This window comes from Pseudomonas sp. 21615526 (genome assembly GCF_013386245.1).
Lineage (GTDB): Bacteria > Pseudomonadota > Gammaproteobacteria > Pseudomonadales > Pseudomonadaceae > Aquipseudomonas.
The window spans coordinates 1-15,935 of sequence record NZ_JACAOM010000071.1 but is presented as its reverse complement, the minus strand read 5'-3'; the positions used below and the strand labels follow the sequence as shown (position 1 = coordinate 15,935).

The following is a 15,935-nucleotide window of genomic DNA, read 5'->3' as shown; positions in this document are numbered from 1 at the left end:
GTGTGGCAGTCGACGCACCTGTAACTGAGCCACCGCATTCGCGAGCAAGCCCGCTCCCACATGGGGTCGGCGACGCTTGGGAGAAACGTGATTTATACAAGTGCAATAAAAACTAAGGAAGGTCACCGTGAAAAAAACAAAACGAGGGTTTCAATCCGCCATCCCAACAGGCCCGGGCTACCCGCTCAAGGCCCTGAGCTGCGTGCCATACGGCGCGTTGCTGTGTTGCCTGGCCAGCCTGGGTACCGCCCAGGCCGCACCCTACGTGGAAACCGGAAAACTGGGAGATGCTGCCAGTTGGCGCAGTAATGAATTCAAGGCCGACTGGGGCCTGGGCGCCGTGCATGCAGACGCCGCCTACGCCGCCGGCTACACCGGCAAGGGCGTGAAGCTGGGGATCTTCGACCAGCCGGTGTATGCCCAGCATCCGGAATTCGCCAGCCCCGGCAAAGTGGTCACGCTCGTGACCGAAGGCATTCGCCAATACACCGACCCGTACATCCCGGTGAAGGCCGGGGATGCGTTTCGCTACGACGGCACGCCTTCCCTGGGTTCCAACGGCAAGCTCGGCAATCACGGCACGCACGTAGGCGGGATCGCCGCGGGTAACCGCGACGGCGGGCCAATGCACGGCGTGGCGTTCGATGCGCAGATCATCAGCGCCGAAAATGGTGACCCGGGCCCCGAAGACGGGATCATCCTGGGCAACGACGGTGCGGTCTACAAAGCCGGTTGGGACGCGCTGGTGGCCAGCGGCGCACGCATTATCAACAACAGCTGGGGCATCGGCATCGGTGACCAGTACGCCAAGGGCGGCCGAGATCCGGCATTCCCCAACTTCACGGTCAATGAAGCCCAGGCGCAGTTCAATAACATTCGGCCGATCCTTGGGACGATCGCAGGTGGCGCTTATCAGGGCGCCATTGATGCGGCCCGCAGCGGCGTGCTGACGATCTTTGCCGCCGGCAACGACTACAACCGCAACAACCCGGATGCGATCTCGGGCCTGGCGTACTTCGTGCCGGAGATTGCACCCAACTGGCTGTCGGTGGCGGCCTTGCAACAGAATCCCGACACCGCCAGTTCCGATCCTTACGTGATCAGTACCTTTTCCTCGCGCTGCGGGTATGCCGCCAGCTTCTGCGTCGCGGCGCCCGGCACCAAGATCTACAGCTCGGTGATCAACGGCACCTCCCTGGAAAACCTGACCACCGACTACGCCAATTTCAACGGCACCTCCATGGCCGCGCCGCATGTGGCCGGCAGTGCAGCGGTGTTGATGGAGCGCTTCCCGTACATGAGCGGCGACCAGATCTCCACGCTGCTGAAAACCACCGCGACCGACCTCGGCGCACCGGGCATCGACTCGCTGTACGGCTGGGGCATGATCAACCTGGGCAAGGCCATCAACGGCCCTGGGATGTTTGTGACAGCTGAGGATATTCCGGCGGAGTTTCGTATCGACGGCGCCTACGGCTCCGGCCAGTTTGTCGCAGACCTGCCAGGGATTGGCGCCGTGGTGGATGCCGGCAAACCGACCCAGCGCACGTGCACCGATGTGCATTGCGGGCTGGATGTGTGGAGCAACGATATCTCCGGGCATGGCGGCCTGACCAAGCAGGGCATTGGCGCGCTGGTACTGACCGGCACCAACACCTACAGCGGCCCGACCCTGGTCAACCAAGGGTTGCTGGCGATCAATGGCTCGATCACCTCCGACGTTACCGTCAGCAGCAGCGGCGTAGTGGGCGGTTCCGGGCGCATTGGTTCGCTGACAGCGAACAGCGGCGGTACCGTGGCGCCGGGCAACTCCATCGGCACCCTGAACGTGGCCGGGGATGTGAACTTCGCGGCGGGCTCTACCTATGCGGTGGAGTTGTCGGCCACCAACAGTGATCGCATCGTCGCCGGTGGCAAGGCCACCCTCAGCGGCGGCACGGTGACCCTGGCCCTGGAAAACAGCCCGACGCTGCTGACCCAGACCCAGGCCGAAAGCCTGATCGGTCGCCAGTACAACATCCTCCAGGCTGCAGGCGGGATTACCGGCAGCTTCGGTTCGGTGCTGCCCAACTATCTGTTTATCGGCGGCACCCTGAACTACGCCGCCAACGGCGTGCAGCTGGATGTGGGGCACAATGCCAACACCTTTGCCAGTGTGGCCGCCACCCCGAACCAACGTTCGGTGGCCGCTGCTGCCGAGCAGTTGGGCGCGGGCAACGCCGTGTACGAAAGCCTGTTGCTGGCGCCGAATGCGGCCTCGGCCCAGGGTGCATTCCAGCAGCTGTCCGGGGAGATCTACCCGGCGCTGGAAACCGCGTTGGTGAATGACAACCGCTACCTGCGCGAAGCCGTGGGCGAGCGTTTGCAGCAAGGGGCAATGGGCGCATCGAGCCAGACCGTCGACAGCCGTGGCAACGTCTGGGTCAAGGCGTTGGGCGCCTGGGGCAAGACCAACAGCGGCAGCGATACGGCGGGCTACACCACCTCCATCGGCGGCATGCTGGCGGGTGTGGACGGCGCGCTGGATGAAGACACCCGTGTAGGCCTGGTGGCGGGGTACAGCGATACATCGCTGAACATGGGCAGCGACACCCATTCCCGGGCATCGGTGGACAGCTATCACCTGGGTGCGTATGCCGGGCATGAAATCGGTGCCTTGCGCTTGAGCGGTGGTGCGACCTACAGCTGGCACCGCGCCGATGTGAAGCGCGAGCTGCAATACGGTGAAGTCGCCGGCAAGCAGAAAGCCAAGGTGGATGCCCGCAGTACCCAGGTGTTTACCGAGGCGGCGTATCGCCTGAACCTGCAACCCCTGGCCCTGGAACCGTTCGCCAACCTGGCGTACGTGCATCTGGATGCCGATGGGTTTACCGAGAAGGGTGATGCGGCGGCCTTGAAGGGCCGGGAAGACAGCCGCGATGTGGTGTTGAGTACCCTGGGTGCTCGAGCGCTGAAAACCTTGAATATCAATGACCATCAGCAACTGGAGCTTTCCGGCACCCTGGGTTGGCAGCACAACCTGAGCAGCGTCGATTCCGAGCGGCACCTGGCGTTTGCCTCGGGCGGCCCTTCGTTCACTGTGGAGAGTTCGTCGATGGTGCGTGATGCGGCATTGGTGGGGGCGCGGGTCAGCCTGGCGTTGAGCAAGGAGGCGAAGGTGAATCTGGATTACAACGGCCTGCTGGCCAGCAAGGAGAAAGTCCACGGGGTGGGTTTGAGCCTGGACTGGGCTTTCTAAACACCGCAGTTGGAAATGTGGGAGCGGGCTTGCTCGCGAAAGCGGTGTACCAGTCGGTGGATGGGTTGACTGATCCACCGCCTTCGCGAGCAAGCCCGCTCCCACATTGATCCGGTTCCAATCGTCCATTTGTGCAGATTCGGCTTTCTCGACAATTCCAACAAAAGAGAGGCAATACCATGGGTGTTTTCGACTATAAGAACCTCGGCACCGAGGGCTCCAAAGCGTTGTTCGCCGATGCCATGGCGATCACGCTGTACTCCTATCACAATCTGGACAACGGCTTTGCCGTGGGTTACCAGCACAACGGTTTTGGCCTGGGGCTGCCCGCCACTCTGGTGGGCGCGCTGCTGGGCAGCACCGATTCACAGGGGGTTATTCCGGGGATTCCCTGGAACCCCGACTCGGAAAAAGCCGCCCTTGAGGCGGTCAACAAGGCCGGCTGGACGCCCATCAGCGCCAGTACCCTGGGCTACGGCGGCAAGGTGGACGCCCGGGGCACGTTCTTCGGTGAAAAGCCCGGCTACACCACAGCGCAGGTGGAAGTGCTGGGCAAGTACGATGGCGACGGCAAGCTGCTGGAAATCGGCATTGGTTTTCGCGGGACTTCGGGGCCTCGGGAAACCTTGATCAGCGACTCCATCGGCGATCTGGTCAGTGACCTGCTGGCGGCGCTGGGGCCCAAGGACTACGCGAAAAACTACGCCGGCGAAGCCTTTGGCACCTTGCTCAAGGATGTCGCGGCGTATGCCGGCAGCCATGGCCTGACGGGCAAGGACGTGGTGGTCAGCGGTCATAGCCTGGGTGGCCTGGCGGTCAACAGCATGGCCGACCTGAGCGGCAATAAATGGTCGGGGTTCTACAAGGACTCCAACTATGTGGCTTATGCCTCGCCAACCCAGAGTACCGGCGACAAGGTGCTGAACATCGGTTATGAAAACGACCCGGTGTTTCGCGCGCTGGACGGCTCGTCGTTCAACTTCTCGTCACTGGGCGTGCACGACAAGCCCCATGAGTCGACCACGGACAATATCGTCAGCTTCAACGATCACTACGCGTCGACGCTGTGGAATGTCCTGCCGTTTTCCATCGTCAATGTTCCCACCTGGCTTTCTCATTTGCCCACCGGGTATGGGGATGGCATGACGCGGGTCCTGGACTCGCAGTTCTACGACCTGACCAGCCGGGACTCGACGATTATCGTGGCCAACCTGTCGGACCCGGCCCGGGCCAATACCTGGGTGCAGGACCTCAACCGCAATGCCGAGCCGCACAAGGGCAACACGTTCATCATCGGCAGTGATGGCGATGACTTGATCCAGGGTGGCAAGGGTGTGGATTTCATCGAGGGCGGCAAGGGCAATGACACGATCCGCGACAACAGCGGGCATAACACCTTTCTGTTCGGCGGGCAGTTTGGGCAGGACCGGGTGATTGGTTATCAGCCGACCGACAAGCTGGTGTTCCGGGACGTGGAGGGCAGTGCGGACTGGCGTGACCACGCCAAGGTGGTGGGTGGCGATACCGTGCTGAGCTTTGGCGCTGACTCGGTGACGCTGGTTGGCGTTGGGCTCGCCGGGGTTTGGGGCGATGGGGTTTCCATCGGCTAAGTAGCGCCACGGATTGATCGTTCCCACGCTCTGCGTGGGAACGCCGCCCCGGACGCTCTGCGTCCAACGGCCAACCCACGGTTCATGTCTTGCGCAGTGGTGACGCGGAGCGTCACGGGATGCATTCCCACGTAGAACGTGGGAACGATCATTGCAAAGAAACGATCATGGCAAAGAAAAGTGGGAGCCGACGGGCTCCCACTTTTTATTTCTCCTTCATCACGGTCGCGACGTCATCGGCCTTGACGCGAATATGCTTGCCGGCGATATCGGTGAATTCGTAGAAGCCATCGGCCGTTTTCGCGTTGGGCACGTCCTTGGTCAGGTATTGCGTGCCGTTCTGCAACGTCACCACCGTCTGCGTGGAGCAACCGGCCAATACCAGCAACGTCAACATACCCACCGCCAGACCCAAATTCTTCATGCTCATAACCCTTACCCTGATCCTTCGAAAACCCCGCACCTGAGCGGTCGGGGGAGACTCATTTAATGTGGCTGACAGCCATCTGATCATTATTACGCAAAAAGTTGCGTGTGCCTTTGATCTATTACTGATTGCAACAGTCGGTCAGGGACGGCACTCTGTATGCATAAACAGTGTTTGATCCAGTGCCTGAAATGTCCAATCCCCTAGAAGATCCGCTCTATTACCTGCATAACTTCCGCCAAGTGCTCGCCTGGCTGGGGCAGCGTTATGCCGATTTGCTGGCCCCGGACGAAGAGCATTTCATTCAGCAATTTGACAGCTTGCCGCAGGCATCCCAGGCGTTACTGGTACGCATGGTGATGCGCAAGGGCGCGCATTTCCGGGCGGGCAAGCTCAACTATGTCGAGATCGGCGCGGTGCACGAGGCGGTCGTGCCTTTGCTGGAACAGGGTTGGGTGACGGACCAATGCCTGTTGTCGTTCGGCGAGCTGTTCGGCCTGTTGCAGAAAGCGGAAATCCTGGCGGCGTTCAAACCCTGGATCGAGCAACCCAAGGCCAGGAAGGCGGACTGGCTGGAAACGCTGTCAACGCAGTTTTGTGAACTGCGTCACTTCCAGCACTGGTGCCCGGACCTGGCCGATCGGCTTTACAGCCTCACCGTGATGGAACTGTGCGACCGCCTGCGCCTGATGTTCTTCGGTAATCTCTATCAGGACTGGTCGGAATTTGTGCTGGCGGACCTGGGCATCTTTACCTACGAGAAAGTCGAATTCTGCGCCGAATCCCGCGGTTTGCGCAGCCGTGACGATGTGCACGGCTTCCTGTTCCTGCATCAGTGCCAGCAGGCCTTTGAAGCGGGCGAGGCACTCGATGGCGTGCTGGAACAAATCGCTACCTTGCACACCGACAACCCCTGGCTGGAGAAACGTCGGGCCAAGCTGTTGTTCCAGGTGGGCCAGTATTGTGAGCGCAGCGCCGAGTTGGCCCTGGCGGAAGCTATCTACCGGGGCTGCACCTATCCCGGCGCACGGGCGCGGCTGATCCGGGTGCTGGAGCGCCAGGAGGATTTTGCCCAGGCGATGGGGCTGGCCCGGGAGGCGCAACAGGCCCCGGAAAGCGCTGCCGAACAGCAGCACTTGCTGCGCGTGATACCCAGGCTGCGACGCAAGCTCGGCGAGCCGGCGCTGCCCAAGGCAAAACCCCGCGAGATCGTGCGCCTGGACCTCGAACTGCCGGCTCCGGAACCGATGATGTCGGTGGAGTATTGCGTACAGGCGCACCTCAGCGACCATGGTGCACCTGTGCATTACGTCGAGAACAGCCTGATCAATTCGCTGTTTGGCCTGCTGTGCTGGCCGGCGATTTTCGCGCCGTTGCCGGGGTCGTTTTTCCACCCGTTCCAGCGCGGGCCGGTAGATCTGCACAGCGAGGATTTTCATCTGCGGCGCGCCGAGCTGTTCGCCGAGTGCCTGGGCCAACTGGACGATGGGCGCTACAAGCACACCATTCGCCAGCGTTATGTAGACAAATGGGGCATCCAGTCACCCTTCGTGTTCTGGAACGTGCTCAGCGAAGAACTGCTCGATCAGGCCCTCGACTGCCTGCCAGCGGCGCACCTGCGCCACTGGTTCGAACGCCTGCTGCTGGATATCCGCGCCAACCGCGCCGGCATGCCCGACCTGATCCAGTTCTGGCCCGAAGAAAAAACCTACCGCATGATCGAAGTCAAAGGCCCCGGTGATCGCCTGCAGGACAACCAGTTGCGCTGGCTGGAGTTCTGCGGCGAACACCAGATGCCCGTCACTGTGTGTTATGTGCGCTGGGCGGGGCAGGCCGCTTGAGCTACAGCGTTGCGGTGCGTGCATTATGTGAATTCACCGCCAAGGTCGGCGACCTCGACCTGCGTTTTACCCCGTCTCCCAGTGCCCAGGAAGGGATTGTCGGCCACCGCACCGTGGCCTCGCGGCGCAGCGCCCATTACCAGAATGAAGTCGCGCTGGAGGGCGAATACCAGCAGTTGAAAGTCCGGGGCAGGGCGGATGGCTACGACCCGGACCGCAACCAGCTGGAAGAGGTGAAAACCTATCGCGGCGACCTGGACAAACAACCGGCCAACCACCGGCAACTGCACTGGGCCCAGGTCAAGGTCTACGGCTGGTTGATGTGCCAGAAGCTCGGGTTGTCGGAGATTGTCCTGGCGCTGGTGTACTTCGACATTATTGGCGAGCACGAGACGCTGCTCAGCCAACGGTTTCAGGCTGATGACCTGCAGGCATTCTTCGTGCAGCAATGCGCCCTGTTCCTCGGCTGGGCCGAACAGGAAATGCACCAGCGCGAAGCCCGCAATGCCGCAGCGGTTGCCCTGGGCTTTCCCCATGCGGCGTTTCGCCCGGGCCAGCGCGCCCTGGCGGAAACGGTCTACAAGGCGGTCAGCACCGGCCGCTGCCTGATGGCCCAGGCGCCTACCGGAATTGGCAAGACCGTCGGCACGATTTTCCCGATGCTCAAGGCCATGGCGCCGCAACAGCTGGACAAGGTGTTCTTCCTGACCGCCAAGACCCCGGGCCGCAAACTCGCGCTGGATGCGGCGCAAGTGCTGTATGACAGCAGCCCCGATCTGCCATTGCGGGTGCTGGAGCTGGTGGCGCGGGACAAGGCCTGCGAACACCTGGACAAAGCCTGCCATGGCGACTCCTGCCCACTGGCGAAGGGTTTTTATGACCGCTTGCCGGCGGCCCGCGAAGCTGCTTCCCGCGTGCGCCTGCTGGACCAGCGCAACCTGCGGGAAGTCGCCTTGGCCCATGACGTCTGCCCCTATTACCTGAGCCAGGAAATGGCACGCTGGGCCGACGTGGTGGTCGCCGACTACAACTATTACTTCGACTTCGGCGCCATGCTGTTCGGCCTGGCCCAGCTCAACCAGTGGCGCGTCGCGGTGCTGGTGGACGAAGCCCACAACCTGGTGGAGCGTGGCCGCTCGATGTACAGCGCGGCCCTCGACCAGTACACGCTCAAGACCCTGCGCGAGATCGCACCCGAGCCGCTGAAAAAGCCGCTCCAGCGCCTGAACCGTGAGTGGAATGCCCTGCACAAGGAGCAAGTGGCGCCTTATCAGGCCTACGCCCAGAAACCCGACAAACTGCTGCAGGCGCTGAGTCTGTGCACCAGCGCCATGGGTGAATATTTCAACGACTATCCCGAAGCACTCAATGGCGAACTGCAAGCCTTCTACTTCGAGGCGTTGCAGTTTGCCAAGGTCGCCGAGCTGTTCAACGAACACTTCATTTTCGACATCAGCAAACGCGAACTCAGCGGCAAGCGCAGTTCATCAAACCTGTGCCTTCGCAACGTGGTGCCCGCCGAATTCATTCGGCCCCGGCTGACGGCGGCCCGCAGCAGCGTGCTGTTTTCCGCAACCCTGAGCCCACGGCACTACTACGCGGACTTGCTGGGAATGCCGCCCGACACGGCCTGGGTGGATGTGGAATCACCGTTCAAGGCCGAGCAGCTGCGGGTGCATATCGTCGACCGGATCTCCACCCGGTTTGTGCATCGCCAGGCGTCCCTGGAGCCCATCGTCGAGCTGATTGCAGCGCAGTTTGCCCAGGCGCCGGGCAACTACCTGGCGTTTTTCAGCAGTTTTGATTATCTGCAGCAAGTGGCGCAATTGCTCGCCGAACGGCACCCGCGCATCCCGCTGTGGCAGCAGTCACGGGGCATGGCCGAGGCTGAACGCCAGGCATTTCTCGACCAGTTCACCCAGCACAGTCAGGGCATCGGGTTTGCCGTGCTTGGCGGCGCATTCGGCGAAGGCATCGACCTGCCGGGCACCCGGCTGATCGGCGCGTTTATCGCCACCCTGGGTCTGGCGCAACTCAACCCGGTGAACGAGCAGCTCAAGCTGCGGATGGGCGCGATTTTCGGCGCCGGTTATGACTACACCTACCTTTATCCGGGCATCCAGAAGGTGGTGCAAGCCGCGGGCCGGGTGATCCGCAGCCAGCAGGACCGAGGGGTGGTAATGCTGATTGATGACCGGTTTGGCGAAGCGCGGGTGCGGCAGCTATTGCCGCGCTGGTGGTCGATCACTGCGGCGGATACACCGCATCCCGCAACTGGTGGGTGAACTGGCCGGACATGCCTTCGTAAGCCGTATTGGTCAGTGCCACCACCGTAAGCTTCTGCTGCGGGTCGACAAACCAGCTGTGACCGTAGGCGCCGCCCCATTCAAAGGTGCCCCGGGATTGCGGTGTGCCTGTCAACGCCGGGTCATCCAGCACCGCCCAGCCATAACCGAACCCCCAGCCCGGGTCCTGGGTTTGCGCCTTGGCGCCGACCGAATCGGTGACCATCAACTGCACGCTGTGTGCCGACAGGATCGGAGCGCCGCCCCGGCGAATGGTTTCCAGGAACCGCGCAATATCACCTGCCGTCCCGGCCATGCCTGCGCCGCCGGAAGGGTAGGACTGGGGATCGAGAATCCGCCGCACATCAAACAGCGCGGTGCTGTTGCCCGAGGTGATCGTGGCCTTGTCGACCATGCGCAACGGCTGTGGCGAGCCATCCTGATAGGCGGCGGACAGGCGTTTTATATCCGTCACGGAAAACCCGGTATCGCTTAGCCCCAGTGGTTCGGTCACCGAGTCGCGGAGCAATGCCGGCAGGCTCTGGCCGGACGCCTTTTCCAGCACCGCACCCAGCACATCGGTGGCCATCGAATACTGCCAGCGGGTACCCGGCGGGTAACTCAAGGGCACGCTGGCGATGCGCTTCAGGTTCTCGGCAAAGCTGATTTCCGGCTCGCCCAAACCATCGGAAACCCCGGCGGTGCGGTAGGGTCCGTGCGGGCTTTCCAGAAATCCATAGCTCAGGCCGGCTGTGTGGTTAAGCAACTGGCTGACGGTGATCACCGGGATGGTGCCATCCGCCAGCTTGGGATTGAAGTCGGGCAGCCAGCGGCTGACCGGATCGTCCAGGCCCAAGCGACCTTGTTCCACCAGGTGCATCGCGGCGGCGGATACCAGCGGTTTGGTCACCGATGCCAGGCGAAAGATCGTGTCCTCTGTCATCGGGCGCCCGTCTTCGCGGTCCGCCAAGCCGGCAGCACGGTGATAAACCAGCTGCCCGTCCCGCAGCACCAGCACCACGGTGCCCACCAGGCGATTGTCGGCAATGGCGCTGTCGACCACCGCATCCACGCGCTTTGCGAGCAGTGGGTCGTGGCTGTCGGCGCAGGCGAGGGTGGCGCAAAGGGAGGCGGCAAGGGGCACGAGGTATCTGGCAGGAGGCTGCATGGTTCAGGTCGCTCATTGGCAGTGCATGACTGCCAAATATGAACGCTGGGGTCCCGGACTACAACGTGACATTGCACAACTGCTGACTCACTGCCCATAAGCGTTCGGCCTGCTCCGGGTCGACAGCCCAGGGCCATACGCCGTTACGGCTGGTGTCATCCTGCGACGAAGCGGCCACATCGCAATCTTCGCAGTAGAGTCCGCCCATGCCCTCCAGTTGCGGGCTGACAGCGCACCACACCGAGGTCGCGGCGCCTTGCTCGGGGCTCTTGTAGTGACTGGCGCGGCGGATATTGCCGTGCTCATCCAGTGCGCCGACGAATGCCAGGTCGTCCTTGTCCAGATAACGGATCAAGTCGGTGAGGATTTCCCCCGGGTGCACGGAAAATGCGCGCACACCCTCCGCTTTACCTCGTCGGTCCAGTGCTACCGCGAACAGTGCGTTGGCGGTTTTTGATTGGCCGTAGGCGAGCCACTTGTCATAGGGGCGGTGTTCAAATTGCGGGTCATCGAAATGCACAGGGCTGAGACGATGGCCGAGGGATGATACCGAAACCACTCGTGCGCCATTAGCCTCACGCAGCGCCGGCCACAACCGCGCGGTTAGCTGGAAGTGGCCCAGGTGGTTGGTGGCGAACTGCGCTTCGAAACCTCGCGTATCCCGTTGCAGTGGTGTGGCCATGATTCCGGCGCTATTGATCAGAAGGTTCAATGCCCGGTCGCTGGCGAGGAAGTTTTCGGCAAAACGGTCGATGGAAATCGGGTCGAGTAAATCCAGGCTGGCGTGTTCAACACCGATGATGCCCGAGAGGTTGCGCTCGGCCTTTTCAGGATCCCGCGCGGGAACGATCACCTGCGCACCCGCGTCGACCAACACGCGAACCGTTTCCAGGCCAATGCCGGAGTAGCCACCGGTGACAATCACCGTCTTGCCTCGCAAATCGCTGCCCGCCAAGGCTTGCCGGGCGGTAGTGCCGGCATCGAAGCCGCTGCCAATTGGGGTTTGTTTGTCAGCCATGAAAGATTTCCTTATGGGAGGCCTAGAGTCTCTCGCTGGAGCCCGGACGCGGAATGCCCTAGAGTCCGTGTTTCTGTCGCGATCGTCCGGAGCTTTTATGGATACCCTTTCCGATGTGCTGGCACTGTTAAAAAGCCATCGCTCGACCTTCGCCGGCTTGAAGGCTGGGGGCAACTGGGCCATTGACTTTGCGGCGCCGGATGGCATCAAGTTCAACGCGGTGGTGGAGGGTAGTTGCTGGCTGGAAGTGGAAGGGCTGGCAGTACCGATACGCTTGTATGAGGGAGATTGTTTCCTGTTGACCCAGGCACGCCCGTGGAGGCTGTCCAGCAATCTGTGCCCTGAAGGACTCGATGCACGTGAGGTGTATGCCGATGCGGTGGGAGGCATCGCCACGGTGGGTGCCACGGTGGATCTGTTCTTGATCGGCGGACGATTTATCTACGGGGACGACGCCCGACTGTTGCTGGATAGCCTGCCGCCGGTGTTGCGCGTGAGTGCCAACTCCGAACAGGCCGCCGTGTTGCGTTGGTGCCTAGATCGCCTGGCCCGGGAATACGCCAGCCCGTTACAAGGCGCGGCGCTGATGACCGAGCATTTGGCGCAAATGATGCTGGTGCAAATCCTGCGGCTCTATCAATCTTCCATGGGCACCCATACCAGCGGCTGGCTGGGAGCCTTGACGGATCCAAGGCTGGCCCCGGTGCTGCGGGAAATTCACGCAGCACCCGCCCGGCGCTGGACATTGAGTGAAATGGCCGGCGTGGCGAGTCAATCCCGCTCCACCTTCGCCTTGCACTTCAAGCAACGGGTAGGGCTGGCACCGCAGGAATACCTGACCCGCTGGCGTATGCACCTGGCGGTACAGGCCTTGAAAGCCAGCGACAACAGCGTGTCCACGATCGGCCAGTCCCTGGGTTATCAGTCAGACAGCGCTTTCAGCAATGCTTTCAAGCGCGTGATGGCTTGTTCTCCCCGGGAATACCGCGAGCGAACCCCACACAAGGAACCCAGTGATGAGCGAAACCCAGCAGCAGAAGGTCAAGGTCAACGGCATTGAGTTGAACGTGCACATCGCCGGCCCCGAGAGCGGCCCGCCGGTGTGGTTGCTGCATGGGTTTCCCGAGTGCTGGCACTCCTGGCGCGAGCAGATTCCGGCGCTGGTGGCCCAGGGTTATCGGGTGTTTGTCCCGGAAATGCGCGGCTATGGACAATCCAGCGCGCCGCCGGAAGTGGCCGACTATGACCTGCTGACCCTGTGCGCCGATATCCAGGGCGCCATGGACCTGTTCGGGCATCGCCGGGTCGTCATGATTGGCCATGACTGGGGCGCCGTGGTGGCCTGGCACCTGGCGTTGCTCGAGCCAGAGCGCGTCAGCCAGTTGGTGACGATGTCGGTACCGTTCGCCGGACGCTCCCGCAGGCCGGTGATCGAGATCATGCGCGAGCTGTACGCCGATCGCTTCAATTACATCCTGTACTTCCAGGCCCCGGGCGTGGCTGAAAAGGAACTGGATGCCGATATCGAGCGGACATTACGGCTGTTCATGCAGGACCAGGACGTTTTCCTGCAGAAGAAACCCGCCAGCGCGAAGCTGCTGGAAGGTGTGCCGCTGCCCGGTACGCTCCCGGCCTGGTGCAGCCAGCAGGACCTCGACGTGTATGTTCAGACCTTCGCCAATGACGGCTTTGGCGGCCCGTTGAACTGGTACCGCAACTTCGAACGCAACTGGCAGCGCACCGAGTTCCTCGCCGGCAGGCAGGTGCTTCAACCGACGCTGTTCCTGATCGGTGACCGCGACCCGGTCGGCGTGTTCGAAGCCCACACCCTCAAGCGCATGCCCGACGTCGTGCCGAACCTGCAACAAAGCGTCCTGGCCAACTGCGGCCACTGGATTCAGAACGAGCAGGGGCCCAAGGTCAACGAACTGCTGCTCGGGTTTCTAAGGCGAACGTGAACGTCGCGCCGCGTCCTGGCACATCGATCAGGCGGATTTCCTGACCGTGCAGTTGCAGGATCCGGTGCACGATGCGCAAGCCCAGGCCGCCATCGCGTCGAGCCCCGCCAATGGTGAAGGCGCGCAGGAACAGACCTTCGCGCAGATCCGCCGAAATCCCGGGGCCGCTGTCGCTCACCGTGACTTCAACAAAACCGGACTTGGGGGCCAGGGTCACTTCAACTTCGCCATTGGGCGGGGTATGGCGCAGGGCGTTATCCAGCAGGTTGGTGAGTACCCGTTCGATCAGGCCCAGGTCGGCCAATACGGTTGGCACCACCGGCGGCAGGCTGGCGGTGAGGGTGATCGCCCGGGCTTCCGCGGTCAGTTCGAACTTCTGGAAAATGTCCTGCACCAGGTCGGGTATTGAAAAGCCTTCGATGACCGGCTGCACAAACCCGTGTTCCAGGCGTACCAGTTCCAGCAGCGACTGGGCCAGCCCGCCGACCTTGCGGCTCTGGTCGAGGGCGATGCCCAGGTAACGCCGGCGTTCCTGCGGGGTCAGGCTGGCGTCTTTCAGGGACAGGGTTTCCAGGTAGCCATGCAAGGAGGCCAGCGGTGTGCGCAGGTCATGGGAAATATTCGCGACCATCTCCCGGCGCTCCTGCTCTTGATGGGTGATAGCGCGCCACTGTTCACCCAGGCGGTTCTCCATCTGCACGAAGGCGTGGTCGAGCACGGCGATTTCATCCTGGCTGGCAACCTCGGGCGCCACGGCCTGCGGGACTTTCGGTGCGCCGTTGATGTCGAACTGGCCGACCTTCTCGGTCAGTTGCCGCAAGGGCCGGGTGATCCAGGCGAACGCGGTCAAACCCGCGAGCAAGCACAACAATGCCACCAGGGCGATGGACCACAGGGCAATGTTCAGTGCCATGCCGGTGGCATCCCGGGCGTCGAACACATCATGGGCTTCGCCCAGCAGCACCACATACAGGTAGCCGGCCTGCTGGCCGTTGACCCGCAGTGGCGCGGCGCTGAACACCTTGAGGCCGTCGACGCTGCGCGGATCGTCGCCGAGGATCGGCAGCATCGCGCCGCTGAGGAAACGGCGCACCGGTTCCAGGTTGACCTGGTCGCGGCGCAGGTGGCCGCTGGGCGCAGCGTTGCCGACCACGCGCCCGTTAATGTCCAGCAGGTACACCTCGACACTCGGGTTTACCAGCATCAACTGGCTGAACAGGTTGCGCACCGCGTCCGGCTTGAGACCGTCGGCGTCCATCAACTGCGTATCCCGGGCGATGTGCGCGGCGAGGTCGCGGGACAGGCCTTGCACCACTTCCAGTTCATGCATGTGGTTGGAGCGCACTTGCAGCCAGGCCGACGTGCCGCTGCAAATCAGCAGCAACAGCGCGAACACCAGGGACAGGCGCTGGGTAAGGGTCAGCCTCATGCCGATTGCTCGGCAAACTTGTAGCCACGGCCCCACACCGTGAGGATGCGCGCCGGGTTGGCCGGATCGGCCTCGACCTTGGCCCGCAGGCGGTTGATATGGGTATTGACGGTGTGTTCGTAACCTTCGTGGCTGTAGCCCCACACGGCGTTGAGCAGGTCCATGCGCGAGAATACCTTGCCCGGTTGGCGGGCGAAAAAGTACAGCAGGTCGAATTCCCGGGGCGTGAGGTCCAGCCGCTGGCCTTGCAGGGTGGCGTCACGGGTCAGCGGGTTGATGAACAACTGGCCGAGGTCGAGGCTGCCGGCGTCCATCTTCAAGTTGCGCGCCATGGCGTCGACCCGGCGCAGCAGCGCCTTGACCCGCGCCACCAGCTCCGGCATGGAAAACGGCTTGGCCAGGTAGTCATCCGCCCCCAGTTCCAGGCCGAGGATGCGATGCAACTCGCTGGAGCGGGCACTGGTGATAATGATCGGCGTGTAGCGCGTCATCGCCCGGGCCCGCCGGCAGATCTCCAGGCCGTCGACGCCGGGCAGCATCAGGTCAAGGATCAACGCATCCCAGCCGCCTTGCTCCAGCAGGCGCAGGCCTTCGTCACCATCGGCACTGTGAACCACCTCGAACTGCTCGTCCCGCAGGTGCAGGCAGATCAAATCGGCAATATGGGCATCGTCCTCGACCACCAGGACACGTTTGGGCTGATCCATTGATAAAAACCTGTCTTCTTGATTCGCGCATTGTGCGGCTTTTGCAACAGTGTAGTTATCACGAATTGTTTAACTCTGCGTGAGGATTCCGCGACCACCCCGGGCCTAACCTTACTCATCGCAACGGCAAAAGTACGCCCCCCTCATTGTGGCGAGGGAGCTTGCTCCCGCTGGGTCGCGCAGCGGCCCCCAAAAAGCCGGGAGCGCTGCGCACTCCCGCGGGAGCAAGGTCCCTCGCCACAGTTTGTTTATCA

The 15,935-nt window shown here is 62.3% G+C and carries 11 protein-coding genes; 6 read left to right on the top strand and 5 right to left on the bottom strand.

The window, feature by feature from the left end:
* The first annotated feature begins 127 nt into the window (after positions 1–127).
* A complete protein-coding gene (locus HX786_RS20460) occupies positions 128–3,238 on the top strand; it encodes an autotransporter serine protease (protein ID WP_178912530.1) in 3,111 nt (1,036 codons plus the stop codon).
* 179 nt (positions 3,239–3,417) lie between these two features.
* Positions 3,418–4,848: a lipase gene (locus HX786_RS20455; RefSeq protein WP_178912529.1), complete on the top strand. Its 1,431-nt coding sequence runs from the start codon at positions 3,418–3,420 to the stop codon at positions 4,846–4,848.
* 205 nt (positions 4,849–5,053) lie between these two features.
* Here HX786_RS20455 and HX786_RS20450 read toward each other — a convergent pair whose 3' ends face one another.
* Complete coding sequence (locus HX786_RS20450) at positions 5,054–5,278, bottom strand: YgdI/YgdR family lipoprotein (protein ID WP_003217100.1); 225 nt, start codon at positions 5,276–5,278, stop codon at positions 5,054–5,056.
* Between the two features lie 188 nt (positions 5,279–5,466).
* Here HX786_RS20450 and HX786_RS20445 point away from each other — a divergent pair, with 188 nt between their 5' ends.
* Together HX786_RS20445 and HX786_RS20440 are read left to right on the top strand one after the other, a co-directional pair.
* Positions 5,467–7,116: a VRR-NUC domain-containing protein gene (locus HX786_RS20445; protein WP_178912528.1), complete on the top strand. Its 1,650-nt coding sequence runs from the start codon at positions 5,467–5,469 to the stop codon at positions 7,114–7,116.
* Complete coding sequence (locus HX786_RS20440; RefSeq protein WP_178912527.1) at positions 7,113–9,401, top strand: ATP-dependent DNA helicase; 2,289 nt, start codon at positions 7,113–7,115, stop codon at positions 9,399–9,401. Before HX786_RS20445 ends, HX786_RS20440 begins: the two co-directional genes overlap by 4 nt.
* Here HX786_RS20440 and HX786_RS20435 read toward each other — a convergent pair.
* The gene (locus tag HX786_RS20435) at positions 9,361–10,569 is read right to left on the bottom strand and encodes a serine hydrolase (protein WP_177040570.1); all 1,209 of its coding nucleotides are present in this window, start codon (positions 10,567–10,569) and stop codon (positions 9,361–9,363) included. The two genes, HX786_RS20440 and HX786_RS20435, sit on opposite strands and share 41 nt — an antisense overlap.
* Before the next feature lie 58 nt (positions 10,570–10,627).
* Positions 10,628–11,587 carry an oxidoreductase gene (locus tag HX786_RS20430; RefSeq protein WP_178912526.1) on the bottom strand — a complete coding sequence of 320 codons (960 nt, stop codon included), beginning with the start codon at positions 11,585–11,587 and terminating at the stop codon, positions 10,628–10,630.
* Positions 11,588–11,684: 97 nt separating this feature from the next.
* On the opposite strand from HX786_RS20430, the gene HX786_RS20425 reads away from it, so the two are divergent.
* Together HX786_RS20425 and HX786_RS20420 are read left to right on the top strand one after the other, a co-directional pair.
* Positions 11,685–12,647, top strand: a complete 963-nt coding sequence (locus HX786_RS20425; RefSeq protein WP_087694404.1) for an AraC family transcriptional regulator — start codon at positions 11,685–11,687, stop codon at positions 12,645–12,647.
* Entirely contained in the window at positions 12,604–13,545 is a 942-nt protein-coding gene (locus tag HX786_RS20420; protein ID WP_178912525.1) for an alpha/beta fold hydrolase, read from the top strand. Before HX786_RS20425 ends, HX786_RS20420 begins: the two co-directional genes overlap by 44 nt.
* On the opposite strand, the gene HX786_RS20415 is transcribed toward HX786_RS20420, so the two are convergent.
* Both HX786_RS20415 and HX786_RS20410 read right to left on the bottom strand, forming a co-directional pair.
* Positions 13,508–14,974, bottom strand: a complete 1,467-nt coding sequence (locus HX786_RS20415) for a HAMP domain-containing sensor histidine kinase (RefSeq protein WP_008433761.1) — start codon at positions 14,972–14,974, stop codon at positions 13,508–13,510. The genes HX786_RS20420 and HX786_RS20415 overlap by 38 nt on opposite strands.
* Positions 14,971–15,681, bottom strand: a complete 711-nt coding sequence (locus tag HX786_RS20410; RefSeq protein WP_003217086.1) for a response regulator transcription factor — start codon at positions 15,679–15,681, stop codon at positions 14,971–14,973. The genes HX786_RS20415 and HX786_RS20410 overlap by 4 nt, the downstream gene beginning before the upstream one ends.
* Positions 15,682–15,935 lie beyond the last annotated feature (254 nt).